This window comes from Methanovulcanius yangii, from assembly GCF_018687785.1.
Classification (GTDB): domain Archaea; phylum Halobacteriota; class Methanomicrobia; order Methanomicrobiales; family Methanomicrobiaceae; genus Methanovulcanius; species Methanovulcanius yangii.
This window is the reverse complement of sequence record NZ_LTBL01000001.1, coordinates 1,609,797-1,633,358: the sequence shown is the minus strand read 5'-3', so window position 1 is coordinate 1,633,358 and position 23,562 is coordinate 1,609,797. Positions and strand designations below refer to the sequence as shown.

Below are 23,562 nucleotides of genomic sequence, written 5' to 3'. Positions count from 1 at the left end.
CGTTGAATGCTCCGCTCGACGGGTGCGGATCATCGAAAAATCACCTCCCCTCCCCCACAAAAGGTGGAAGAGGTGGATTATTTCATGAAGTCGTCGATTGCGGTCCTGCCGTAGGTGTAGGCAGGCATTCCAGCAAGGAGAAAGGTAACCCTGAGTGCCTCCTCGACCTCGTCATAGTTGACGCCGAGGGCGGATGCACCTGCTGCCTGGGCACGGACGGCATGACGGTCGCGCATGGCGGCTGCCACACAGATGGCGATGATCTTTTTGGTCTGCTTGGATAGGGCGCCGTCACCCCATACCCCCTTGTCGAGGGCAAGGACGAACTTCTCCATCTCGGGGTCTTCTTCGGCCCATTTCTTGAGGATCATCGGCACCTTACCGATATTCTCCTCAAGGTCTCTGAGTTGCTTGTCCATTTTTCCTACTCCTGCAGTGACATCGGTTCGCCGCAGCAGACGAGTTCCCCGCCGCCGACGGTGACAACCTTCACCACATTACCACAGATCTCACATTCGTATACCTGTCCTTCTTCCGAAACATTTACCATACATACCACCTCTCTTCGGATTGGTTATTCCTGTCTCCCCCTCTTCGGGGGAGGCACCTGTTCTGTCCCTTCAGCGCTTCGGCGGGTGCCGGGCGTCTTCCGGTGTCTTGACATCCTCCCGGATGTGTGTCATCGGGAAGCAGTCATACATCTCGCAGGCGCATGACGGGCATGGCCTGAGATCCTTGTCGGCTTCGTCGACGGCAAACTCAAGACCACAATCAACACACACGTACTTGCCGGGACCCACCTTCTCGCCGGCTTTCACTCTCTTGGGGCTTTCTGTCATAGTCGATTCCCTCAGTCCCCTAATTACAGAGATACCTATATATTTCTTTGGTCGGGCCGGGTTTGGGTTTATTTGCACCTCCTCTGTACACGGGGGAAAGGCTGTCGCCAATAGTGGCGGTATGAAGGGAATGGAGGAGAAATGGGTATATCTATAATTATTTCATCGGCCAATACCCTCTCATGGCACCGAAGATTATCGCGCTGATGGGCAGCCCCCGGCCGAAGGGAAATACCGGCAAACTTCTCGCCGAAGCCGTCAGGGGAGCACAGGACGCAGGATGCGAGGTGGAGGTCGTCGATGTACCTCACCTGAAGTTCAAACCCTGCATGGAAATTCTCTACTGCCAGGACCATGAGACCTGCGCCATCGAGGATGATGTGACGCCTTATTTTGATACGTTCCGGACCATCGACGGGATGATCGTCGCAACGCCGGTAATGACGATGGGCGTTCCCGGCGCCCTGAAATCGTTCATGGACCGCTTTCAGGTCTATTTCATGGCCAAATATTTCAGAAAGGAGCCGCTCGCCGACCCGGCAAGGAAGAAGCACCGGAGGGCTCTTCTCCTTTCGATTGGAGGGCAGAATATCGACCATGACTTCGACGGCCTGCGGACGACGGTGCAATGCTTCTGCGATATCCTCGATATCAAATACTGGGGGGAGGTGCTCCAGAACAATATGGATGAGATCATCGATATCACGACAAAACCCGAGGTGATGCGCGATGCCTATACCAAATCGTACGAGATGTGCACGCTGATTCGAAGCGATATGGAAAAAAAGTAGCTTAATCGACGACGGAGAGGGGGTATGGTGCTGGACCGTTCCCCGTCATCGAAAATCAAATTTTTGCCCGGAAGGCTCTCCCTATGTCATGTGTGGAGGTGGACGACAGGGAGGGCCTCATGACGGGGTGCCCTGCCCCGGTTTTGGTGTGAATGAAACAGGTTCCGGGCGTATCTGTCAGTTTTCACCCTTTCGGTGAATGATTTATGATGTGATTCCTGATGGGTTGGTATTACGTTCGGACGGAATGGTGTATCGGCCCGAAGAGCGGAGTAACTTCTGACCTTCTTCGAAGGGAACGGGCGGGATCAGGTCATGGATATCAGATAGTTGAACGCCATAATCGCCCAAGATGATCCCTGTGATTCGGAGAGCAATCTCGTGGTTCGAACAGCCCGACACGTCGATCCCGCAGAGGCGTGCATAGGTGAGCATCCGGTCCCGGTCCCGGACACGGAATCCGGGCAATGATGCTGCCATCTGAACGATATCATACATGCCGAAAAGCGCTGCAGGGTGCAGGTCCGCTTCCGGTTCCTTCATCGCGTGCCGGTGGAGGCACTCGACGGCGAGAAGCCAGGCGGGCTCGGGTACAATCCCTGATTCTTCCCAGATTTGCCATGTATCGATAAATGGCGCTGTTTTCAGATCTTTGGTTTGGTCCATGGTCTTCTTGGATTCCTGTACGGTTATGGCAGGTACGTATTCGGAAGGCAAGGTATTAAATTAATTACAACTAACACAGTTGTAATGCAAAAAGGGGTCATTGAATCTCTGGTCATGCTCGGGTTCACCGAGTACGAGGCGAAGGCGTATACCTCCCTTGTGGGCCTAGGCATGGGAACGGCACGGGAAGTCCATGATATCTCCGGCGTGCCGCACGGCCGAATCTACTCCGTTCTAAAGGCCCTTTCGGAGAAGGGGTACGTGACGGTGCAGAAGGGATCGCCCACGTACTACCGGGCGGAGGATCCGGACCTCGTAGTCGGAACCCTGAAGGCGAAACTGAATGAGAGGGTGGACGGCTCCCTTGCCTACCTGAAATCACTGAGAATCGAGACCGGACACCCGCTTCCTTTCTGGTCAATTCACAGCGAATGGGGCATCAACCGGCGTATCCGGTCGATGGTGGAGAATGCAAAAAAAGAGGTCATCATCTTCTTTTTAGACTCTTCCACCCTCTTTCCCTTCATGAAGGAGATACAGGCAGCGGAGAAGCGGATTCGCGTCTCCGTCGTCTCTCTCAGTGAAGAGGACCGTGGAGAGGGGCTTCCGTTGGAGGTGCATGTCCCGAACGAGAGGCTCCGGCAATACTTCGCCAAGATGAAAAGGACTCATATTTCACGGGCCAACCATCTCTCCCGTCCGGGCTTTCTCCTCTTTGCGGACGGCAAGGAAGCCCTCATCCTCGAACAGGCGAGTGGCGGGGATGTTGCGACGGTCATCATGGCCCCCGAACTCGCGTTCATGATGCGGTCGTTTATTGTCGCCTTTGACCCGGAGATCGGGTGCGGGGAAGATATTTTCTGATAAGGGTACGATGGGGGACCGAATCTCGCCTTATCCCCCTACGTTTCCCTACCCTTCAAAGCAGCCCCCGCTCCTTCAGCGAGACAAAGTCCTTGCTGGTTACGATGACATGATCGAGGACCTCGATTCCGAGGAGATCACCTGCCTCCTTCAGCATCCGGGTGATCTCGATGTCTGCGGATGAGGGTTCGGGGTTGCCCGACGGGTGATTATGGACGAGGATTATCGATGCAGCCCGTTCTTCGATAGCCGGCGCGAAGACCTCCCGTGGATGGACAGGGCTGTGGTTGAGAATACCTTTGGTGATTGGGTGGCGATCGATGACCTGTCCCGCGCCGTCGAGCGTGAAGGTTTCGAAGTGTTCCTGTTGTTTTTTTGCGATATCCCTCGTCATGAGAGCGACATCGGCGGGGGTGGTGATCCGCCTGCCCTCCTGGTCGAAATATCGCCGGGCAAGTTCGAAGGCGGCGAGGATCTGGGCTGCCTTCGTCTCCCCAACTCCTGGTATTTCCATAAGCTCGTCATGGGACACTTTCGCGCCTCTCTTCTCCAGAAGGTGGTAGATATCAGTCGCAATTGCATTGACATCATGTCCGGGGACCCCCCGTCCGATGATGGCAGCGATGAGATCCCGTTCCTTGAGAGCACTGATTTTCCCGGATTTGATCCTCTCTCTTGGCTTGTCTATGTCGTGAAAATCGCGCAATGGTTTTATTCTCACAATAATATCCACCTGAATATCTGATAGTAGGCAAAACGGGACGATAAAGGAATAGGGATGGCAGAATGAATTCTTCTGATCCGAACGGAGGCTTTAATAATATTACCTCCTTTATACGGGACTATAGGAGTTGACAGACCATGACAACCGAAGAGAATGCATGGGCGGCGTTTGCCGGAGAATCACAGGCGAACCGGAAGTATGCGAACTTTGCACAGCAGGCGGATTCCGAAGGCTTCCCTCTTGTGGCGCGGATCTTCCGTGCGGCCTCCGAGGCGGAGGCCATCCACGCACGCAGGCTTCTCATCGCTCTCAAGGCGATCGGGACGACGGAGGAGAACCTCTCTGCCGCGGTGAGCGGGGAGACCGAGGAGTACGAGGCGATGTATCCCGGCTTCATCAAGGAGGCAGAGGAGGAGGGTGTCACGGCCCCTATCGACATCTTCACCCATGCGATGAAGGCGGAGAAGGTCCACGCGGGTATCTATGCTGCGGCGCTTGCTGCCGTGAAGGAAGGAAAGGACCTTGATGGAAAGGAGGTCTATGTCTGCCCGTACTGTGGGAATGTCGTTCTGGACGAACCCCCCGAACACTGCCCGATCTGCGGGGTGCCGGGTCCGAAGTTCATCCTCATAAAGTAGGGCGGGTATTTCCGTCTCCCTTTTGACGACATTGACAGAGCAGATGTGCAGGAGAAAAGAGCATGCCAAAGGTCACAATCTATACGACGGCAAACTGCCAGTACTGCCGCCTCACAAAGGCGTTTTTCCAGAAACATGGCGTGGAGTATGAGGAGATCGATGTCGGTACGGACACTGCTGCGGCCGCCGAGATGGTGGAGAAGTCAGGGCAGTATGGCGTGCCGGTGACCATTGTTGACGGTGAGGTGATCGTCGGGTTCGATGCGGCGCGATTCAACGAGATTTTTGGCGAAGGAGGGCGCCGGGACGTGTATGATCTCCTCATCATCGGCGGCGGACCGGCTGGCCTGACGGCGGCGATGTACGGGGCACGCAAGATGCTCTCGGTTCTCGTGGTGACCGAGAATATCGGGGGGCAGGCGCTGGAGTCGTGGTCCATCGAGAACTATATGGGATTCCGGCTGGTGACCGGGGCCGAGCTGATGGACCGGTTCGAGGAGAAGGTCCGGGAGGAAGGCATCGCAATCGAGCTCGATTCGGTATCCTCGGTCCAAAAACGCGATGACGGGACCTTTGCGGTGAAGACCGCCTCGGACCAGGAGTTTGCAGGCCGGGCACTTGTCATCACCTCGGGCGCGAAACCCCGCTGGCTCGGCCTGCCGGACGAGCAGAAGTATATCGGCAGAGGCGAGAGTGTCTGTTCGACCTGCGACGGACCGCTCTTCCGCGGGAAGGACGTCGCTATTGTCGGAGGGGGGAACTATGCCCTCACCACGGCGATCGAGATGAGCCCGATTGCCCGGTCCGTCTTCCTTATCGTTCGATCGAAGATACGGGCCGACGAGGTCTATACCTCGCAGCTGAAGGGGCTGAAGAATCTCACCATCCTCCAGAACTATGTGGTCACGGGGCTTTCCGGGGAGAGCCTCCTGAAGGGCATCACGGTGACGGAGCGCGATACGGGGGAGGAGCAGACGCTCCCCGTCGAGGGTCTCTTCCTTGCCATCGGCCACGAGCCGAACAATGCGTTTCTGGACGGGTTCGTGGACCTGACCGACCATGGCGAGATCGTGGTCGATATCAACTGCCACACGTCGCAGGAGGGGGTCTTTGCGGCGGGAGACGTCACGGCGGTGAAGGCCAAGCAGATCATCGTAGCATCCGGTGAGGGGGCAAAGGCGGCGCTCGAGGCCTACGAGTACCTGGGACGCCTCGGGTAGGCGCTCCTCTTTTTTCTCTCCTGTTTTCCCCACCGATGTCCATCGTCGGTCCACCGGTTTCTCCCGCCTCACGCTCATCGCGGTGACGGGGCTTCGTATCGGACCGCGTCATCTTTTTTGGTCTGCCGGGCCAATCATTCTGGTATATGAAGAGCACCACACACGGCTATCTGCTCCTTACGGCCGCCCTCTGTCTGGCGGTATGCATCGCCGGGTGCACAGGCACTCCCGAAGAGGATGCCGAGATCACCGGGGCGATCGCAGACCTCTCCTCCGGGGACCAGGAGAAGGAGCTTGCCGCCATCAATACGCTCACCGCCATTGGTGAACCGGCGGTGCAGCCTATCATCGCCTCCTTTGCTTCGGGCGACAACAAGACCCGCATCTACGGCGCCTTTATCCTCACCCAGATAGGGGAACCGGCGGCGGCCCCGCTGGTGGACGCCCTTGACAATCCCGATGAGGATACGGTTCTCGTCGCAAAGGGAACGCTCGTGGGGATGGGCACGGTTGCCCTTCCTGCCGTCTGGGACGGCGTGATGGAGGGCAACGCAGCGACAAAGACCGGCGCAAAAGAGGTCATCGTACGGATGGGCGAGACGGCCGTCCCCTTCCTCGAGGGGAGACTCATCAGCGGTGATGCGGACGATAAGGCCGAGGCCGATGCGCTTCTTCTCTCGCTGCAGTATACGGCCCAGCTGCAAAGTGGCGGGATCAATGTGACGAGCGGGGAGGAAGGGGCGGACTAGGCCCCCGGCTGCGGGACAGCACCCTCTCCTGCTTCCCTGATTTTTTTCGTATTTATGCCCTTGTCCCTACGCGGTACATTGAGGGCCCGGCTCATTCTTTTTTGCCCTTCTCCTCGTCCTTCTTCGCATATCCCTTCCTGAGAAGGGTCGTGATATTGATCACCGGTTTGTCGGTGTGCTCGGCGATATGGAACTCGCAGAACGGGCAGGAGGTGACGACCATCTCGGCGCCGGTCTTTGCAATTGCCTCGCCACGCTCACGGCCGAGATCGGCCGCCTCGTCGGGGAGACCGGACCGGACACCGCCGCCCGCTCCGCAGCACCGGGCCGGCATCTCTATGAATTCTTTCACGAGCTTCCTGAGTATCTCGCGAGGGGGGTCGTGGACGGCCTGGCCGCGGTAGAGGTGGCAGGGATCGTGGTAGGTGACGCGGAGGGGGAGTGACTCCGGCGCCTCGAATCCGTCCTCGGTGAGGAGCTCGTTGACGTCCTTGACCGTGAAGGGCGTCACGTAATCGTTCTTGAGGGTTGAGCCGCACCCGGCGCACATCGTCATCACCACATCGCAGCCGGTCTTCTCGAACGCCAGGATGTTCGTGTGCTTCAACTCGTCGAGAATCCACGTCTGGCCCGTTCTAATCAGGGGCGATCCGCAGCAGACCTGGTCTTTCGGGATGTGGATGCGGTAGCCGTTTCGCCGCATCACCTCGATCATGTCGAGGGCCGTCTCGGGAAGCCGGCCGTTGTACATGCACCCCACAAAGAAGGCGACCTCTCTTTTTACCTCGCCCTCCGGTTCGATGACATCGGGGACCTGCTCCATGAAGGTCGGCTTGATGCGCTCCACCGACCTCCCGGTCCGCTGGACGAGGAGGGCGACCTCCTGGTGCTTCGGGAGGGTGAGGCCTTCCCGGTTCGCGAATTCCCGCAGCTTTTCGATGGCCTTCCCGGGGATTTTGATGTCCTTCGGGCAGACCTGCACGCAGCGCTGGCAGGTCGTGCAGGTGAAGAGTCCGTCGGCAACGTTTCGCTCGACGCGGTCGCGGTCATCGCGGGGGTCAAGGGCGATGCGCATCTCCTGTCGCATCGCCGTCGGCCCGGTAAACTCAGCCACCTGCAGGGCGGGGCACTCCGAGACACAGGCGAGGCACTCGATACAGTCCCGCAGGGGTTTGAGGGCCTCGTTCTCGGCACGGGTCAGGAGGCGCGTCTCATCCGTGGGAACAAGACCCTCCATCTCGAGAAGGTAGCTTGTCATCTCCACCTTCAGGTCGCGTTCAAGGGGGAGGTTGAGCGCCTCGACGACCATGCCGTCCGTCGCCTCCTCCATACAGGCGAGGACCGGTTCGCCGTCGACGCGGACCGCACAGCTCCCGCACTGCCCCGACCCGCAGCAGTAGCGGTAGGCAAGCGTCGGGTCGATCGTATCCCGGACCGCATGCAGGGCGTGCAGGATGCGGGCGCCGTCGTTCACCTCCACGGTGTACTCCTCGAAGCGGGGGGTGTCGTCGGCGGACGGATCGAATCTCGCAATGGTGAAGGTGAGCGTCTTCATGCGGCACCTCCCTTCCTCTCGATAAGGCAGGTATCTCCTCTCAGAACGGTATGACCGAAGGGGGAGGTCTCGGGGGTCCAGTCCTGCGTGATGTCCTTTCGCACATGGGCGCCGCGGGACTCCTCGCGGATGAGGGCACCGCGGATGATGAGCGAGGCAAGGCAGAGCATGTTCTCTACCGTGCAGCACTCGAGGTATCCCTGCGGGCCGTAGGCACGTGGAACAAGGGTCCTGAGGCGAACAACTTCCTCCTGTGCGGCAAGCAGTCTCTCTTTTGTCCGGAAGATGCCGACGCCGTTCCACATCGTCCGTTTCAGGGCCGAGACGATCTCGTGCGGCGGGGTGGTTCCCTCGGCAAATCGCGAGAGCCGCTTCTCCTGACCGGCCAGCTGGGCGGCATAGTCCGCCTTCTCCCGGACGGGGGACTTCCCTGCACCTTCGCCGGCCCGTTTTCCGAATACCTGTGTATCGGCGAGCGCGTTGCCGCCGAGACGGTTTGCGCCGTGGACGCCCCCGGTCACCTCGCCGCAGGCATAGAGGTACGGGATGGTTGTCTCACATGCAGGGGTGATGCGCAGGCCGCCCATGATGTGGTGAGCCGTGGGGGCGACCTCCATCGGTTCGGTCCGGATGTCCACACCGAATTTGAGGTACTGTTCGAGCATGATGGGGAGGCGCTCCTCGATCAAAGCGGCCGGCAGGTGCGAGACATCGAGGTAGACGCCACCGTGCGGACTGCCCCGCCCCTCGAGAATCTCGGTTTCAATGGACCGTGAGACCACATCGCGGGTGGATAGTTCCATTCTCTCGGGATCGTAGCGGGCCATGAACCGCTCGCCATCCCTGTTTTTCAGCACGCCGCCTTCCCCGCGTACTGCCTCGGTGATCAGTCGCCCCCGTGCATCGGGGGGATAGACCGCACCCGTCGGGTGGAACTGGACCATCTCCATGTCGATGAGCTCGGCGCCGGCCCGCCATCCGATGGCAAAGCCGTCTCCCGTTCCGGCGGCACAGTTCGTGGAGATGTCGTAGACCTGCGTTCCGCCGCCGGTGGCAAGCACCACCGCATCGGCCCGGATGACGTTCGGGGTACCGGTGGTATCAAGGGTGAACGCCCCTGCGGCTCTTCCGTCCTCCATCAGGAGTTCTATTGCGGCTTCTTCCTGGATCTGGATGATGTCGGAGTTTCGCACCTGTTCGACGAGCGTTGCCATGATCTCGTGCCCGGAACGGTCGCTTGCATAACAGGTCCGGTTGAACCGCTGGCCGCCGAAGGGCCGCTGGGCGGCGACGAAGTCCTCGGCGACGTCGAAGACGGACCCCCACCGGGCAAGGTCGAAGAAGCGGTCCGGCGATTCGGTCACCAGCACGTCGGCAAGCTCTGGGTCGTTGAGGTATGCCCCGCCCCGGAGCGTATCCTCAAAATGGAGCAGGCATGAATCGTTTTCGTTGAGGACGGCGTTGTACCCGCCCTCGGCCATTATTGTACATCCTCCCTTGCCGGTCAGCGTCCGGGAGAGAAGCACGGTTTCTCCGTACTGTTGTGCCTCCAGTGCCGCACGGCATCCTGCGCCGCCCGAGCCTATGACCAGCACATGGCAGTCCACCACATCATCTCCAGGCATGATATTATCCATTATGCGGTAGACTTACATAAAGAAATAGCTGGGTGTGTGAGCCAGAATGAGGCTTTTGATGAAATTCGGCGGCACTTCTGTCGCCGATGAGGACTGCATCGGCCGTGTTGTGAAGATTCTTTCGCATTACCGGTCAACCGGCAACGAACTGGTGGTGGTAGTGTCAGCGATGTCCGGCGTCACTGATCAGCTCCACGCCATTGCAGCAGAGGTGGAAACAGCGCGGGACGAACCGCCGATCGAGACCTTTATCGCCTCGATGCGGTCCCGCCATGAAAAGGTACTGCGGGGAGTTGCGCCCGGGGAATTCGGGAGCGTGATGCCGGAGATCGACAGCCGTCTCGACAACCTGCGGACCATTCTCACCTCCGTCTACAACCTGCGTGAGCTCACCGCCCGCTCACGCGATTATATCATCTCCTTCGGAGAGCGCCTCTCGGCGGTCATCGTCTCCGCTGCGCTGCGTGAAGCGGGCATCGCCTCCCGGCCGATGAACGGCTGTGAGGCGGGGATTCTCACCAACGGCCAGCACGGCTGCGCACAGGTCCTCCCGGAGAGCGAGAACAAGATAAAAAGCCGCATCGTTCCGCTTCTCTCGGAATATGTTCCGGTCGTCATGGGATACATGGGGTGCACCGCCGACGGCATCGTGACAACCCTCGGCCGGAGCGGATCCGACTACTCGGCGGCGATCGTCGGGGCCGCCGTCGAGGCGGACGAGATCTGGATCTGGACCGACGTCGACGGCGTGATGACCTCGGACCCGCGGATCATCGATGATGCCCGCGTCCTCCCCGACGTCTCCTACCTCGAGGCGATGGAGCTCTCCTACTTCGGGGCAAAGGTCCTGCACCCGCGCTCAATCGAACCCGCCATGGTCAAGGGCATCCCCATCAGGGTGAAGAACACCTTCTCCCCGGCAGGTCCCGGCAGCTGCGTCGTCGATACCGAGTATCACGACCGCCGGGTCGTCAAGGCGATCACCTACATCGAGAAGGTCTCCTTGATCAACATCACCGGTGCGCAGATGATCGGCCGCCCCGGCGTGGCACGGGCGATCTTTACCGCCCTTGCCGAGTACGACGTCAATATCATGATGATCTCGCAGGGGTCGAGCGAGGCGAACATCTCCCTCATCGTCGATGACGAGCACCTGAAGGTCGCCCTCGTCGCCCTGAACGATGTGATGGAGAAGGGATACATCCAGGACGTCACCCACGACCGTGATGTGGTCGCGGTTGCCGTCGTCGGGGTCGGGATGGCGGGGACCCCCGGCATCTCGGGCCGGATCTTCACCGCCCTTGGAAATGCCTGCATCAACCTCATGATGATCTCGCAGGGGTCGAGCGAGGTGAACATCTCCTTCGTCGTCAAGCAGAACGACGGCCCGCGTGCCGTTCGCGTGCTGCACGATGAGTTCGGCCTCTCGGAGGAGGACGAATGACGGCTCCCGCGGGCCACACCTACCGCGATGCGGGCGTTGATATCGACCTCGAGGCGGAGGCGGTCCGGGCGCTCGTCTCCCGTCTCACCTACCGGCGCGAAGGGGACTTTGCCCCGGCATCCGAGTCCGGGCATTTTGCAGGGCTCATCGAGTTCGGGGATATGGTTCTCGCCCTTGCGGTCGACGGCGTGGGGACGAAGATGCTCGTCGCCGACCGGATGGAGGACTGGTCCACCATCGGGATCGACTGCATCGCGATGAACGTAAACGACCTCTACGTAATGAACATGGAGCCGGTCGCCTTCGTCGACTACGTGGCGACCGACGCACTCGACGTGGAGAAGATGAAGCAGGTCGGTGCCGGGCTCAATGAGGGGGCACGGCTCGCGAACATGACGATCATCGGTGGCGAGACGGCGACCCTGAAGGGCATGGTGACCGGCCTCGACGTCGCCGGCACCTGCCTCGGGGTGCAGAAGAGGGAGCGGATCATCACCGGTGCCGCGATCGCACCGGGAGACGTGATCATCGGCGTCCCCTCGACGGGTATTCATTCGAACGGCTACACCCTCGCCCGCAAACTCGTCGAGACGTATGGTGACTTCGATCAGGAGATGCCGTGGGGCCGGACCCTCGGCGAGGAGCTTCTCACCCCGACCCGCATCTACGCCGAGGTCCTGAAGGTCACGGCCGCCTGTGAGGTGCACGGTATGTGCCACATCACCGGCGGCGGCCTCCTGAACCTGCGCCGTCTCGGTCCATGGGGATACGAGATCACCGACCCGCTGCCACCCCTGCCCATCTTCGAGTGGATGGCGACCGTCGGAAACGTGTCAGAGAACGAGATGTACCGGACCTTCAATATGGGAATGGGTTACTGTTTCATCGTTCCCGAAGCGAGTGTTGCGGCTGTCCTTGACCTTGTTCCGGAGGCACGGGTCGTCGGACAAATCACGGAGAAGCCCGGGGTGCGCCTCCGCGGCGAAGAGATCTCCTGATCTCTTCATCCCGATAATCAGACAACGACATCAGGTGGAGGCCTTCCGTATCTCCTGACGCGTGTTTCGTCTACCGGCCCGTCTCCGAAGACGACAGGGTCTCTTTCGGCAAATCATTCCAAAAAGGGGGAACCATTTCCGGAGCCTGGGTGGCGACTCCGGAGGCAATGGTCTCATCAAGGTGATTGGTGTGTCTGTCCACCGATATGAGGCGTGGTCCCCAGTATGTGTTATTGCGGGTGTGGAATTATTATTTGGTCTTCCCATCGGGGATTATTCTTCGAAATACTTGAGTGCAGCGGGTGCGTGCTGCCGGACTTCTTCAAAGAAATATTTCCCATAATCGGCGTCTGAGTCCTTAATTGACTGGTTTATCGTTTTTGAAAGCCATCCGGGAATACTGCCGTCCTTTTCCAGAGAGTTCATCAATACGACGACAGCCTCATCCACATCTATCCTGTTGTTCCATCGGTAACCCATTTGTTTGCTACCACCTCCTGTTGGTGATTGACCGGGAATCCGCATAGGAGGATATATATCTACCGGAGGGGTCGGCGCTACCGGGCGCCTGAACTGATGGATACAGGCGCAAAACAACAAAATGGAATCCTTACGGCGTTCTTTGGTAGTATATCACTGCCATGTCGATGATTGGCTGTCGGTATCCATTCTAAAAGTATAATAGCGGTTCTTTTCTCAAACCATTGGAAATTCAGAATTTTTAGTGGAGGGGGGAGAAATATCGGGACGGGAACCCGGTCCCGCCGGGAACCTCCGTTCGTCAGCGGCCCTGGTATTCCTCGAGGGTTCTTCTCCAGAGCGGACGATTCAGGGCTTCATCACGGGAGAGGGTGCGGTGATGAACCAGGTCGTAGGCCCGGACGATCCGAAAGCCCCTCATCAGGGTGACCCGGAGAACGGCGCTTGTTGTCCTGAGGGGCTGGACAGGGAGACTGGTCGTCCGCGGGCGGCTCAGGACGCGGTAGAGGATGAAGCGCCACAGGCGCCGGTGAAGGGCATTTTGTTTCTCCGCATTGCGCAGGTATCGCCAGATCCGGTTGCACTCCTCGCCGGAGAGGTTGCGGGCAAGGGTACAGTGAAACCAGACCTCCTCGCCGCGTCCGGGTCTGCCGGGGACGTCACGCCCGTATTCCGGGACGGTGAACGGCTCGAGTGCCCGCAAAAGCCGCTTTCTGATTGCAACAAGCCTCCGGGAGGGTTTAATCCGGAAGGCAATGGCCCACGTCCCTCCGGTCTGCCGCCGTTCCCAGCCGTCGAAGGTATATCTGGGCGGGCGTTCAGTGGCGAGGGCCCCGGCGATGGCGGCCGTCACCTGCTGCTCATCGGCACCCTCGCGGAGATCGAACGTGCCATAGAGGGTGACATGGGGGACCCGGTGGTACTGGGCCGGTGCGAGGGAGAAGATCATGGCGATGCGCTGAATGGCCTGGACGAGGTCCGCATGCTCGGGTATGGGGTGTGCCTCAATCACATACCGCCGGGGGGCGGAACACTCATATCTATTCATTATCGCGGGTGAAAAAAACAGGGGATGGTGGTGGGTTTTAGCACTCGTCTTCGGTCATCTTGACGGGTTCGCATTTCACTGCAGCCGGATGGATGATGGCACTGTTGCCGTCCTCATCCTGTACAATCAGCGTGAAGGGGACCCCGCCGTCCCTCGCCTCCCGTATCTTCTCTTTCAGCGCAACTGCAGTGTCGTGTTCCTGCCCCTCGGCCCAGGTGAGGATCCTGTCCATCACCTCTTCGAGGCGCTGGAGGACGCCTTCGACATTGGTGATGAATCCTTCGCATGCAGGCCCCGGTTCGACCAGGATTCCCAGTTCGGGAATCTGGAGGAGCCCGGTGGTGCTGCGAACCACCCGCGCCTCCAGATCCTTTGGCTCTGAAACGGAGAATTCGTACCGGACTGGTTCACCCTCCCCGAGGACCATCACATCAACCGAGCGAAAGCCACAGCTGGGACAGATGGCAGTCGTCAGGAGAATATCCGAAAAATATGGAATTTCTTCCGTTTGGTATAAGTATTCTATTTCAGTGGAGCAGAACGGGCACGGGGCGACGATGACCCGGCGCACCCTCAGGCCCCTCCGACGATCTTCTCACGGGAGATCTTGATCGACATCGGGGTGATGATCACGTATTTCTGGTCGCCAAGGCCGACAATGTCGCCGTTGATGTCATTTGCAACGGCAGAGAGGTCCTTGAGAACGCGTTCGTAGGTGATCTTATCCATCTTCAGTCGGGAAATGTCGACGATGACGATGTTTCCGTTATAGACCTCGTCTTTTACTTTTGGTGTGTCCTTCAGGTCATTGATTGCGGCGATCTTGACGTACATCGAGGCCGGCCGGTCACCCGATACGGTCTCGAAGGATGCAAGATCGAGATCCATATAATCGGACTCGATTCCCTGAGAGGGGCCCTTGCCGAGGATTTTGTCCAGGACTGACATGAAAATACATTATCGAATGAATTTATTTAAGGATATCTTTCCCGTGGTATTGCGGGGCTCTTTAGATCTCCATATTCCATAGATCGTCACCCACATGGTGGATGGTTTTGATGACTTTTCCCGTCTCACAGAGCTCCATCTCTTCTGCGTCATAAAGGGCGATTCCCACGGCCAGCGGCTTTCCGTATCGTTCCTCTATGATGAGGACCGGGTGATCCTTTTTGACATCGGGGGAGATCTTCACGATGCCGGGGCGCATCACGTCCGCACCTTTTGCCATGAATGCGATGGCGCCCGCATCGACGGTAATATTCTTTTCAGGAAACGGGCGCTCCACTGCCCCGCGCAGGGTGGGAAAGACTATCTCGCCCATCTCCATGATCACGGGGTGTCTGTCGACCAGGAAGACCGTCGTCTCGCCGGTCGTTTCGACCATCTCGATGCTCTTTCCTGTGTAGGCCTCTGCGCTCTCCCCTATCTCCTCGCGTAACGCCGCGAAGATTTTCGACTGTTTTGACTTTCGGATGGTGTGCCTCTTTTTCGGTGATATTTTTGCCATTTGTTCTTTCGACCTCATTCTGGAGATTTTTTACCCGGAGGGCCTCCGGTTGCGGGGTGTATTGTCGCTATATTTATCTATCTTCCTTGCGCAATTATACTAATCCTCATCGATTAGAGAAGGGAGTCGAATGACCAGAAGACCATTGGAAATTTTAGATAAGGCTCTGAACCAGAAACCGGTTATCGTCAGCCTCAAAGGGGGCAGGGAGCTACGGGGTATCCTTCAGGGATACGATGTCCATATGAACCTCGTCCTCGACAATGCAGAGGAGGAAATTGACGGAGTGACCGAGAAACGCGGGACTCTAATCGTACGCGGGGACAATGTACTTTATATCTCCCCGTCAGTGGAATAAATTTCATACAGGTGACAAGAAATGAGCAAAGGCACACCCTCAATGGGAAAACGGCAGAAACACACGCATATTGCATGCAGACGCTGTGGAAAGATCTCCTTCCACGCACGCCATAAAGTCTGCTCCTCCTGCGGCTTTGGTAAGAGCCCACGGCTGCGCAAATACCGCTGGATGAGCAAGAAACCGAAGACTCCAACTCACTAATACCGGATTAGTCATGTGTGGAATCGTTGGCATCGTGGATGCTGGCGGAGCATCATTCCCGCTGTATTATGCTCTCTATGCACTGCAGCATCGCGGGCAGGAGAGCGCGGGAATATCTACTTTTGACGGGCGTCTGCTTTACAAGCATAAGGAGCAGGGGCTCGTGTCAGAGGTCTTCAATAAGGAGGTACTCCGCTCGCTTGCAGGGACCGTCGGTATCGGCCACGTCCGGTACCCGACCACCGGGTCGAAGATACCGGAGAATGTTCAGCCATTCAATTTTACCTTCAGGAACCATAAGGTCGCCATTGCCCATAACGGCAATCTGGTCAATTCACAACAGCTGAGGGACGAGTTTGAGGCACGCGGGCAGATCTTCTGCACGACATGCGATACCGAGGTCATTGGGAATATCATCGCAGATGAGTTCAGAAAGTCGGAGGATGTCCTCGAAGCGGTTCAGATCTGTATGCAGAAGCTGAAGGGGTCCTATTCCGTCGTGATGATGCTGGACAGTGATGTCTGGGCTTTCCGCGACCCCCTCGGCATACGCCCGCTCTGCCTTGGCAAGACGGATCACGGGCATGTCGTCTGTTCGGAGTCGGTCGCCATCGATGCGCTCGGCGGAACGTTCCTGCGGGACGTGCGCCCCGGGGAACTCGTACGCATCACATCGGAGGGCATCGAGTCTTTGATGGTCGCAGAGGCCTCCCACAAGGCGCACTGCATCTTCGAGTATGTCTATTTTGCCCGTGCCGATTCGGTGATCGACGGCCGGCTGGTGTATGACGTCCGGCGCAGGATAGGAAAGGCGCTCTTTGAGGAGGCCCCGGTTGCGGCCGACCAGGTCTCGCCGGTGCCGGATTCCGGGACCGCCCATGCGGCAGGCTACGCCGAGGCGTCGGGGATCCGGTTCCTCGAATCGCTGATGAAGAACAGGTACATGGGCAGGACGTTCATCATGCCGACCCAGAAGGACCGGGAAGCGGCGGTCAGGATGAAGCTCAACCCTATCCGGAACCATCTCAGGGACCGCTCTGTGGTGCTCATCGACGATTCGATTGTTCGCGGGACCACGTCGCGGCGTATCATCAATATTATCCGGGAGGCGGGAGTGCGCGAGGTGCATATGCGCATCGGGTCGCCTGCCATCAAGGCACCGTGCTATCTGGGTGTCGATATGCCCACGCGTGCGGAACTGATCGCGTCCGATCTCAACAACGAGGAGGTCAGATCATCCATCGGGGCAACCTCGCTGCATCACATCACGCTCGATGCGCTCATCGATGCAGTGGGCATCCCGGGTGAGGATCTCTGCACCGGGTGCCTGACCGGTGAATATCCGATTCCCATAGGAACCGAGTGCTGCTGTCCGCGGTTGATGCGGTGTGTCGCACGTACCTATCAGTCGGGGCTTGATACCTTCTCGAAGGATGCATCTCCGGTGGAGAAGTCCCCTTCGGATACGTCCCGGATATAACCGGATATTTTTTTCACCGGGATTCCGGTGATTTTTCTTTTTGGTATCTCATGCCGGGCAGATCATGCGCCGGAGGAAGGGGCGGTGTGATGCAGGCATGATGTGTCGTACATGGGAAACCGGTGCAGCAAAAAAAATTCAGGCAGATGGGCATCCCTGCGGGGAAATGGCCTGATGTCAGCAAATTAACAAATAAAACAGAAATAATTGCAAAAATAGCGAGGGATGGATTTGAACCATCGGTCTACGGGTTATGAGCCCGTCGGGATTTCCTGACTACCCCACCTCGCTTCCGAGAACTGTGCCATACTACTATGGTTCGTCTACTGATATAACTTTTCATTGTCCCTTTGCGGCCGTATTTCCGAAAATTTGTGCGGTGGAGGCATTTTGCAGTCATCAATATATTGGAGGGGGACGTACCGGATGAGTATGACCGAAGGGTTCGGCGATGATGAGCTCGAAAGGCTGCGCGAAAAGCGCCGCCTGGAACTGGAAGCGGTGATGGGCAGGGAAGGCGAGGCAACCGGGGTGGTGGAGGTCACCGACCTGAATTTTCCTGCGATCGTCCGTGACAATGAGTGTGTTCTCGTTGACTGCTGGGCGGAGTGGTGCGGGCCGTGCCGGACGGTGGGGCCGGTGATTGACGAACTGGCGGTTGAGTTTGCCGGTATCGTGACGGTGGCAAAATGCGATGCGGATGCCAACCCCGGTGTGCTTCGTTCGTACCAGATAAGTGCGATTCCCACGCTCCTGTTCTTCAGGAACGGCCAGATGGTCGGCCGCCTCACCGGCGCCTATCCGAAGGAAATCATTCGAAAGCACATGGTCTCGGCATTTGATCTCCTTCCGTGACCGGGTTTTGACTTCGACAACTGTTGAAAGAATGTCGGGGATTTCGCCTATCAAAAGGTGCCCAAAGTCCGCCTGAAACCGTCTCACGGCATCCCGGGGACAGCGAAGGCCGGAAGATTACTTCCCCCTTCCCCGAGGTGCCTGGATAAGGATACATTCATATGCGGATGGTGGATCATCAGGCCCGTGACATGGGTCTGCTATAAATATTTCTGCGGCACCCCCCGTATTTGTCATGATTTTTAGTCGTGAGAATATGCGCGGCCGGTGAATTTCGTGGGGATGTTTTTCCTCCGGAATATGGTGATCCGGAGTATTTGCCGCTTAAATCGGAAAATAATGCCTTAAAGTTATTTTTTGAAAAAAAATACCTTTAAAAATCAAAATTTTGCCCCATATGGCTGTATTTCTTAATCGAATGGATATCTGGACGTATCTAAGGTCTGTTTTGCCAATCGGGGTTCAAATATTGGGTTGGCGACGCCGAAACCTTTATATGTGAGCCTGCAAGAGGCTTCAATGTAGATAAAAATGGAGTTTGGTTTCATACCCGGCTTTGGAGCCTTAAAGCCCATGAGGATCTATGACATGGAGGAACGCGATGAGTATGTTCCCGAGAGGTACTCGGACATATCGAGCCTGGACTATGCGTCCGAATGGCACATCGAGGATCGCGAAACTCTGTCCATGGTATCCGAACGGGATGAGGTTGACTAGAAAGAGACATTGAATTTCGGTCACCCCGCCCTCCCTCCAATGTTCCATCGCCGTTGCAGGATCCACGTCCCGGGACACGGGCCGTTCCCGGGGCATTTTCCCCCAACTTTTGTCCATTCCTGCGTACGCACCGATACAATAAGGAGATAAACCGTATGTGGGTTTATGGAGATATTCATCTCCATTCTGCTGGTATCATCGCTTTTTGTGCCAGTCGCTGTCCGAGTTCGATTCGAGAGGCTTCCCTGTTTTTTTCGCTCAGGTGATGACGGCCCGTTCGACGGTCCGCCATGCAAGGGCAAAGGTCGCTGCAGAGAAGAGAAGGAGAGCCCCGAATGCAATGAGGATGTCCCCCGTCGTCGTCAGGTACTCCACGCCGATGGCGGTGAAGTGATCCCCGATGGCGAAGTGCCGGATGCCGGTGACGAGGTAGGTGAGGGGATTGACCGCCACCAGCCACTGGAGGGCTTCGGGAAACGCGTCGGTCGGATAGAGGGCATTCGAGGCGAAGAAGAGGGGCATCGTAAGGAGCGTCGTCACCCCCTGGAATCCCTCCGGCGACTCGGTGACGAGAGCGATGGCGGTGGAGAGCGAAAGGAATCCGATGGCAAAGACCGCGATGAAGGCGAATATTCCGCAGAGGGACCATGCCACCTCCGCGGGTGTCTTCCCTCCAAAGAAGCTGACGCCGAGAAGGAGGCCGATGACGATGATCACCGCCGCCTGAATGCAGGACTTCGTCACCCCCGACAGGCAGAGGCCGAAGATGATGTCACGGCGGGGCATCGGGGAGGCGAGCATCTCGCGCATCAGTCCCCAGTTCTTGTCGAAGAGGAGAATGAAGCCCCCGAAGAGGTTGGTGAAGAGGACATTCATCGCAATCACTCCTGCCGCCATGAAGGTGATGTACCCGACGCCGGGAACCCCCGGCAGCCCCCCGGTATCGCCCATCATGATCCTGTCGAAGTTCGCCGCCATCGCGATGCCGAAGAATGCGAGCCAGAGGGCGGGCTGGAGGAGTGAGGAGAAGAGCTGCGTCCTGAACCGGAAGTACCGCAGCATGTCCCGCCAGTAGACGGTGAAGAAGCCGAAGATTCTCATTCCCTCTCCTCCCGGGCGGTGGCGTCCCGGAGCTCGCGGCCGGTGAAGTGGACAAAGACGTCGTCCATGGAGGGTTTCTTCAGGTTGACGGAGATCACGCCGATGCCCGCCTCTTCCAGCCGGTGCATCACCCTCGGAAGGATGTGGGTGCCGTCGCCGTCGACGAGGAGGGTGAGGCCGGCGGTGGTCTCCTGTATCCGGGCCACCCCGTCCATCCCGGTGATGGCCTCCTTTGCGCCCTGGTCGTCACCGGTGCAGAGCATGATGATGTCCTCCCCGAGGGCGTTTTTCAGCGAGAGCGGCGTCCCTTCGGCGATGATTTTTCCATGGTCGATGATGGCGATGCGGTCGGAGAGCCGGTCGGCCTCGTCCATGTAATGGGTGGTGAGAAAGATTGTCGTACCCTCGCGGTTCACTGCCTGCAGGTAGTCCCACATCTTCAGGCGGGTCTGGGGGTCGAGACCGATGGTGGGCTCGTCGAGGAAGAGGACGGCCGGGCGGGTCATGAGGCCGCGGGCAATCTCGAGGCGGCGTTTCATACCGCCTGAGAGGCGTTTGGTGCGGACTTTTGCCCAGGCGGTCAGTTCGACGAGGTCGAGGAGTGCCTCGATTCGTCTCCGCCGTTCCGTCCGTGGGAGGCCATAGAGCATGCCGTGAAATTCCAGCGTCTCCGCCACCGTCAGATCCCGATCGAGGGTGACCTCCTGGAATACGATGCCGATGTCTTCCCGGACGCGGCGGGGGTCGCGGGCGAGGTCGTGGCCGGCAATCGTCACCGTCCCCTCCTGGATGCGCAGGAGCGTGGTCAGGACGTTGATGGCGGTGCTCTTTCCGGCGCCGTTGGGGCCGAGAAAGGAGAAGATCTCCCCTTTGCGGATGGCAAAGGAGACGCCGTCCACCGCCGCGAAATCGCCGTAACGGTGGCGAAGGCCGTCGACTCTGATGATCACGTCATCAAAAGCCGGGGCAGCTGCGACGTCACCGGCCTCCTTCTTTGCCGGTATCATCTCTCCTCCTCTTCCTCCTCGTCTTTTCGGGAGGAGCCCGTATCCCCCATCTTTTCGTCCGTGGGGGAAAGGCTGCCGGTCCCGGCAAGGGCCACCAGGCGGGCGACGAAGGTTGCAACGAAGAGGACGCCCGTTGCGGCCTCGAGCATCGCAAGCGACCTGCTCACATTGCCGACAGGGATGATATCTCCGTAGCCGAGTGTGGCTATCGTAACAAAGCTGAAGTACATGGCTTCACCGAACCCGATGGTGGGGAGCACCGCGGTATCGGGGTAGAATGTTGCAAAGGAGCCCGGCACTGTGAGGGCGGTGAAGAGATAGAGGGCGCCCCAGAGATAGGCGAAGAGAAAATAGACGCAGATGGCTCCGTAGATGGTGTCTTTCGTGACGATGCGGGTGGTGAGGATGCGGTGGAGTATGATGAGGGTGACAAAGAGGAAGAATGCCATGTTGGTGAGGAGGGCAAAGGTGCTGATGAAGGCCGTCTCCTGTCCAAGGTATTCGGCCCACGACATGACGACGGTCGGAATGAGGAGGAGTACGGCGATGATGAAGTGGCGCTTTACGTCGAGAAGGGCGTAGACGCTGAGGATGATAATGGCCGTCGTCAGCACCCTGAGGATGAGGCCTCCCGTATCGAACGATTCGGCGAAGGGATAGACAAAAATGATGAGTATGAGGCTTGCAAGGAGGAAGAGGAATCGATTCTCCGTCCGGCCATACCACCGTCCGAGCACCTTTCTTTGGCATCCTGTGTTCTTCTCTCCCATGATACTCTCCGTTATGGCGTCTCCTGTTCTGTACGCCATATGTCAGGGTACTCTACCGCACCGGCGGCTCCCTGCCCCCGTATGCCGTCTTTAGCAGGCGGAAGATTCAGAGGAAGTCGTCATCATCCCCGTCGTAGAGGCCATAGGCTGTCATATCGTCGTCATCGTCTTCCGAATACGGGAGATCGATGATGACGGATCCGTCTTCCAGCACGTCACCGATGGTAAGATACGCACGGGGGGGGACTTCCTTTTCCACAATCTCCCCGTCGGGTCGTTCAACCTTAACCCACATGTATGCATTCACCCTGGAATGGGGCCCTGCGGTCCCATATCTGAATACTCTCGTGCACGGTATTTGAGTTTTCTCCCCCGGGAGGGCTCCGGAAGAGACAAAAGGGGGTTTTGTCCCCATCCTGTGCAGGATTCAGGCCCTGCCTTTGTAGCCTTGGGCAAGGGTCCATGCCTTCCCGGCATACTCGCCCATGGTCCAGTACGAATTGTCGGGCATGGTCAGAAGAATGGGGTTGACTTTCCGGACATCCGGTACTCCGTTCCTGAAATAGTCGTCCGACGAATAGGCGGCGACGATCTCGCCTATGAAGAGGTAGTCGGTGGGGAGATCGATCATCTCCACGAGGGCGCATTCCGCACTCATCGGGCAGTTTTCGATCATCGGAACGTTTCCGAGTTCGCCGTAGAACGTATCGAACAGTCCGGACTTGTCGTTGGTCGTTGCGGAGACGAGGCCGCAGTAGTCGGTCTCGATGAGCAGATCCTGGTTCGGGTAGTTGACGCTGAAGGCCTGTTCGTCCAGGATGGATGCGGGGGTGATGCGCGATTTTGCGATGGCGACCCCGAGCATCGGAGGGGCGGTATTGACCCGGGTGACCCAGCCGGCGGAGACGAAATTGGGTTTGGAGCCGTTCATGGTCCCGACGATGGTGACAGGCATCGGGCAGAGAAAAAGATTGGTGCCCACTTTTCTCTTCGATGCCCTTTTGGCAACCGCCGTCCCGGACGCTGTATGGTTGTCTGTATTTTGCTGCATCTGGAAACCTCCCGAGGCAGCCCGATTCCCTGATTCCGGCTGCCCCTGCGATACTGGTCCCCACGCGTGTGGGGATACCGAGAGGTGGATTTCTGATCGTAAAAAACTATAGAATAAGGAATATCCGCTTGATTTCGCGAATATTCTTTGGTTTTTGCGGTAATTTCATGGATAAATTATGGATAAATTGCTGAAAAATGATTATTTGGTGTATTTCAGTTGTTTTGGCGGGAAAATGCAATTTTATCCGTGGAAAATGTGTATATCAGGGTGATCTGTCACTCTCCATGACGGCATGGAGGATGCAGTCGTAATAGGTGCCGTTATGGAGGAAATACTCCTCGAGTACCCCTTTCTGCCGCATACCCAGCCGTTTCATGAGTTTTGCAGAGAGCTGATTGTCCTGAAGCCGGATCGCATAGATCTGATGAAGCCCGAGAGTATCAAACCCATATCTGATGCTCTCCTCCGCGGCCTCGGTACCGTACCCGCTGCACCGGTGATCGGGCGCGATCCAGAGGCTGAGCATAGCATTGCGGTGTTCGGGGTTGATGTTCATCAGGGTGCTGGTTCCGATGAGGCTGCCGGTCTCCGCAATACCGACCGCAAAGGTTACCGAAGAACCGTCCCAGGCCCAGCCGCGGTTGAACGCCAGGCGGTCTTCAATGATATCGATGCTCTCATTCACCGCCACATCTTCCTGCCGGGCGGGGTTGTACGCCCTGTCAACGAGGCCGGCAATGGAACGGGCGTCGTCGGGGGTAAACGGCCTGAGGAGCAGCCGTTCTGTTGTCAGGGTAGGATGTGCCATTCATTGTCTCCTTACAATCTGGTATGCAATTCAAATTCTTGAGATGTA

Annotated in this window: 30 protein-coding genes and 1 tRNA gene; 12 read left to right on the top strand and 19 right to left on the bottom strand. The window is 57.9% G+C overall.

Features of this window, described 5'->3' with window-relative positions; genetic code table 11:
* Positions 1-77: 77 nt before the first annotated feature.
* The 3 genes from AZH53_RS08320 to AZH53_RS08310 form a co-directional block, all read right to left on the bottom strand.
* Positions 78-419, bottom strand: coding sequence for a carboxymuconolactone decarboxylase family protein (locus AZH53_RS08320; protein ID WP_319643049.1), 342 nt, complete (start codon positions 417-419; stop codon positions 78-80).
* A 5-nt stretch (positions 420-424) separates the two neighbouring features.
* Positions 425-550: a desulfoferrodoxin FeS4 iron-binding domain-containing protein gene (locus AZH53_RS08315; protein WP_319643048.1), complete on the bottom strand. Its 126-nt coding sequence runs from the start codon at positions 548-550 to the stop codon at positions 425-427.
* Positions 551-620: 70 nt separating this feature from the next.
* On the bottom strand, positions 621-839 hold the full coding sequence (locus tag AZH53_RS08310; RefSeq protein WP_319643047.1) for a zinc ribbon-containing protein: 219 nt from the start codon (positions 837-839) through the stop codon (positions 621-623).
* 182 nt (positions 840-1,021) lie between these two features.
* Between AZH53_RS08310 and AZH53_RS08305 the strand changes: the two genes are divergently transcribed.
* A complete protein-coding gene (locus tag AZH53_RS08305; RefSeq protein ID WP_319643046.1) occupies positions 1,022-1,630 on the top strand; it encodes a flavodoxin family protein in 609 nt (202 codons plus the stop codon).
* 204 nt (positions 1,631-1,834) lie between these two features.
* Here AZH53_RS08305 and AZH53_RS08300 read toward each other — a convergent pair whose 3' ends face one another.
* Entirely contained in the window at positions 1,835-2,296 is a 462-nt protein-coding gene (locus AZH53_RS08300; RefSeq protein WP_319643045.1) for a hypothetical protein, read from the bottom strand.
* Between the two features lie 84 nt (positions 2,297-2,380).
* On the opposite strand from AZH53_RS08300, the gene AZH53_RS08295 reads away from it, so the two are divergent.
* Positions 2,381-3,160, top strand: coding sequence for a TrmB family transcriptional regulator (locus tag AZH53_RS08295; RefSeq protein WP_319643044.1), 780 nt, complete (start codon positions 2,381-2,383; stop codon positions 3,158-3,160).
* Positions 3,161-3,215: 55 nt separating this feature from the next.
* Here AZH53_RS08295 and radC read toward each other — a convergent pair whose 3' ends face one another.
* Positions 3,216-3,881 (bottom strand): RadC family protein, encoded by a 666-nt coding sequence (radC, locus tag AZH53_RS08290; RefSeq protein ID WP_319643043.1) that lies wholly within the window; start codon positions 3,879-3,881, stop codon positions 3,216-3,218.
* A 140-nt stretch (positions 3,882-4,021) separates the two neighbouring features.
* Between radC and AZH53_RS08285 the strand changes: the two genes are divergently transcribed.
* The 3 genes from AZH53_RS08285 to AZH53_RS08275 all read left to right on the top strand — a co-directional run bounded on the left by AZH53_RS08285 (position 4,022) and on the right by AZH53_RS08275 (position 6,491).
* On the top strand, positions 4,022-4,522 hold the full coding sequence (locus AZH53_RS08285) for a rubrerythrin family protein (RefSeq protein ID WP_319643042.1): 501 nt from the start codon (positions 4,022-4,024) through the stop codon (positions 4,520-4,522).
* A gap of 62 nt (positions 4,523-4,584) precedes the next feature.
* Positions 4,585-5,742 carry an FAD-dependent oxidoreductase gene (locus tag AZH53_RS08280; protein ID WP_319643041.1) on the top strand — a complete coding sequence of 386 codons (1,158 nt, stop codon included), beginning with the start codon at positions 4,585-4,587 and terminating at the stop codon, positions 5,740-5,742.
* A 146-nt stretch (positions 5,743-5,888) separates the two neighbouring features.
* Positions 5,889-6,491: a HEAT repeat domain-containing protein gene (locus AZH53_RS08275; protein ID WP_319643040.1), complete on the top strand. Its 603-nt coding sequence runs from the start codon at positions 5,889-5,891 to the stop codon at positions 6,489-6,491.
* A gap of 91 nt (positions 6,492-6,582) precedes the next feature.
* Here AZH53_RS08275 and tfrB read toward each other — a convergent pair whose 3' ends face one another.
* Together tfrB and tfrA are read right to left on the bottom strand one after the other, a co-directional pair.
* Complete coding sequence (gene tfrB, locus AZH53_RS08270; RefSeq protein WP_319643039.1) at positions 6,583-8,046, bottom strand: fumarate reductase (CoM/CoB) subunit TfrB; 1,464 nt, start codon at positions 8,044-8,046, stop codon at positions 6,583-6,585.
* The gene (gene tfrA / locus AZH53_RS08265) at positions 8,043-9,671 is read right to left on the bottom strand and encodes a fumarate reductase (CoM/CoB) subunit TfrA (RefSeq protein ID WP_319643038.1); all 1,629 of its coding nucleotides are present in this window, start codon (positions 9,669-9,671) and stop codon (positions 8,043-8,045) included. The genes tfrB and tfrA overlap by 4 nt, the downstream gene beginning before the upstream one ends.
* 58 nt (positions 9,672-9,729) lie before the next feature.
* Here tfrA and AZH53_RS08260 point away from each other — a divergent pair, with 58 nt between their 5' ends.
* Together AZH53_RS08260 and purM are read left to right on the top strand one after the other, a co-directional pair.
* A complete protein-coding gene (locus AZH53_RS08260; RefSeq protein ID WP_454557336.1) occupies positions 9,730-11,127 on the top strand; it encodes an aspartate kinase in 1,398 nt (465 codons plus the stop codon).
* Positions 11,124-12,125 (top strand): phosphoribosylformylglycinamidine cyclo-ligase, encoded by a 1,002-nt coding sequence (purM, locus tag AZH53_RS08255; RefSeq protein WP_319643037.1) that lies wholly within the window; start codon positions 11,124-11,126, stop codon positions 12,123-12,125. Before AZH53_RS08260 ends, purM begins: the two co-directional genes overlap by 4 nt.
* Before the next feature lie 273 nt (positions 12,126-12,398).
* Here the strand turns inward: purM and AZH53_RS08250 are convergent, their stop codons facing one another.
* The 5 genes from AZH53_RS08250 to AZH53_RS08230 all read right to left on the bottom strand — a co-directional run bounded on the left by AZH53_RS08250 (position 12,399) and on the right by AZH53_RS08230 (position 15,160).
* Positions 12,399-12,605: a hypothetical protein gene (locus AZH53_RS08250; protein WP_319643036.1), complete on the bottom strand. Its 207-nt coding sequence runs from the start codon at positions 12,603-12,605 to the stop codon at positions 12,399-12,401.
* Between the two features lie 301 nt (positions 12,606-12,906).
* Complete coding sequence (locus AZH53_RS08245; RefSeq protein ID WP_319643035.1) at positions 12,907-13,617, bottom strand: 2'-5' RNA ligase family protein; 711 nt, start codon at positions 13,615-13,617, stop codon at positions 12,907-12,909.
* A gap of 73 nt (positions 13,618-13,690) precedes the next feature.
* Entirely contained in the window at positions 13,691-14,224 is a 534-nt protein-coding gene (locus AZH53_RS08240) for a ZPR1 zinc finger domain-containing protein (RefSeq protein ID WP_319643034.1), read from the bottom strand.
* Positions 14,225-14,226: 2 nt separating this feature from the next.
* Positions 14,227-14,601, bottom strand: coding sequence for a cell division protein SepF (locus tag AZH53_RS08235; protein WP_319643033.1), 375 nt, complete (start codon positions 14,599-14,601; stop codon positions 14,227-14,229).
* 61 nt (positions 14,602-14,662) lie between these two features.
* Complete coding sequence (locus AZH53_RS08230; RefSeq protein ID WP_319643032.1) at positions 14,663-15,160, bottom strand: RNA-binding protein; 498 nt, start codon at positions 15,158-15,160, stop codon at positions 14,663-14,665.
* Between the two features lie 130 nt (positions 15,161-15,290).
* Here AZH53_RS08230 and AZH53_RS08225 point away from each other — a divergent pair, with 130 nt between their 5' ends.
* The 3 genes from AZH53_RS08225 to purF are packed head-to-tail and all read left to right on the top strand — an operon-like array spanning position 15,291 to position 17,202.
* On the top strand, positions 15,291-15,518 hold the full coding sequence (locus AZH53_RS08225) for an LSM domain-containing protein (RefSeq protein WP_319643031.1): 228 nt from the start codon (positions 15,291-15,293) through the stop codon (positions 15,516-15,518).
* Between the two features lie 21 nt (positions 15,519-15,539).
* Positions 15,540-15,722, top strand: a complete 183-nt coding sequence (locus tag AZH53_RS08220; RefSeq protein ID WP_319643030.1) for a 50S ribosomal protein L37e — start codon at positions 15,540-15,542, stop codon at positions 15,720-15,722.
* Between the two features lie 13 nt (positions 15,723-15,735).
* Positions 15,736-17,202: an amidophosphoribosyltransferase gene (gene purF / locus AZH53_RS08215; protein WP_319643029.1), complete on the top strand. Its 1,467-nt coding sequence runs from the start codon at positions 15,736-15,738 to the stop codon at positions 17,200-17,202.
* Positions 17,203-17,418: 216 nt separating this feature from the next.
* Here purF and AZH53_RS08210 read toward each other — a convergent pair.
* Positions 17,419-17,493, bottom strand: a tRNA-Met gene (locus AZH53_RS08210).
* Positions 17,494-17,628: 135 nt separating this feature from the next.
* Between AZH53_RS08210 and trxA the strand changes: the two genes are divergently transcribed.
* Together trxA and AZH53_RS08200 are read left to right on the top strand one after the other, a co-directional pair.
* On the top strand, positions 17,629-18,057 hold the full coding sequence (gene trxA, locus AZH53_RS08205) for a thioredoxin (protein ID WP_319643028.1): 429 nt from the start codon (positions 17,629-17,631) through the stop codon (positions 18,055-18,057).
* A 573-nt stretch (positions 18,058-18,630) separates the two neighbouring features.
* Positions 18,631-18,774 carry a hypothetical protein gene (locus tag AZH53_RS08200; RefSeq protein WP_319643027.1) on the top strand — a complete coding sequence of 48 codons (144 nt, stop codon included), beginning with the start codon at positions 18,631-18,633 and terminating at the stop codon, positions 18,772-18,774.
* Between the two features lie 258 nt (positions 18,775-19,032).
* Here the strand turns inward: AZH53_RS08200 and AZH53_RS08195 are convergent, their stop codons facing one another.
* From AZH53_RS08195 to AZH53_RS08170, 6 genes are all read right to left on the bottom strand, one after another.
* Positions 19,033-19,875, bottom strand: coding sequence for an ABC transporter permease (locus AZH53_RS08195; protein WP_319643026.1), 843 nt, complete (start codon positions 19,873-19,875; stop codon positions 19,033-19,035).
* Positions 19,872-20,882 (bottom strand): ATP-binding cassette domain-containing protein, encoded by a 1,011-nt coding sequence (locus AZH53_RS08190; RefSeq protein ID WP_319643025.1) that lies wholly within the window; start codon positions 20,880-20,882, stop codon positions 19,872-19,874. The genes AZH53_RS08195 and AZH53_RS08190 overlap by 4 nt, the downstream gene beginning before the upstream one ends.
* Positions 20,879-21,652, bottom strand: coding sequence for a potassium channel family protein (locus AZH53_RS08185; RefSeq protein WP_319643024.1), 774 nt, complete (start codon positions 21,650-21,652; stop codon positions 20,879-20,881). Before AZH53_RS08185 ends, AZH53_RS08190 begins: the two co-directional genes overlap by 4 nt.
* A gap of 106 nt (positions 21,653-21,758) precedes the next feature.
* The gene (locus tag AZH53_RS08180) at positions 21,759-21,947 is read right to left on the bottom strand and encodes a hypothetical protein (protein ID WP_319643023.1); all 189 of its coding nucleotides are present in this window, start codon (positions 21,945-21,947) and stop codon (positions 21,759-21,761) included.
* A gap of 132 nt (positions 21,948-22,079) precedes the next feature.
* Positions 22,080-22,703: a flavin reductase family protein gene (locus AZH53_RS08175; protein WP_319643022.1), complete on the bottom strand. Its 624-nt coding sequence runs from the start codon at positions 22,701-22,703 to the stop codon at positions 22,080-22,082.
* 265 nt (positions 22,704-22,968) lie between these two features.
* Positions 22,969-23,514 carry a GNAT family N-acetyltransferase gene (locus AZH53_RS08170; RefSeq protein ID WP_319643021.1) on the bottom strand — a complete coding sequence of 182 codons (546 nt, stop codon included), beginning with the start codon at positions 23,512-23,514 and terminating at the stop codon, positions 22,969-22,971.
* Between the last annotated feature and the right edge of the window lie 48 nt (positions 23,515-23,562).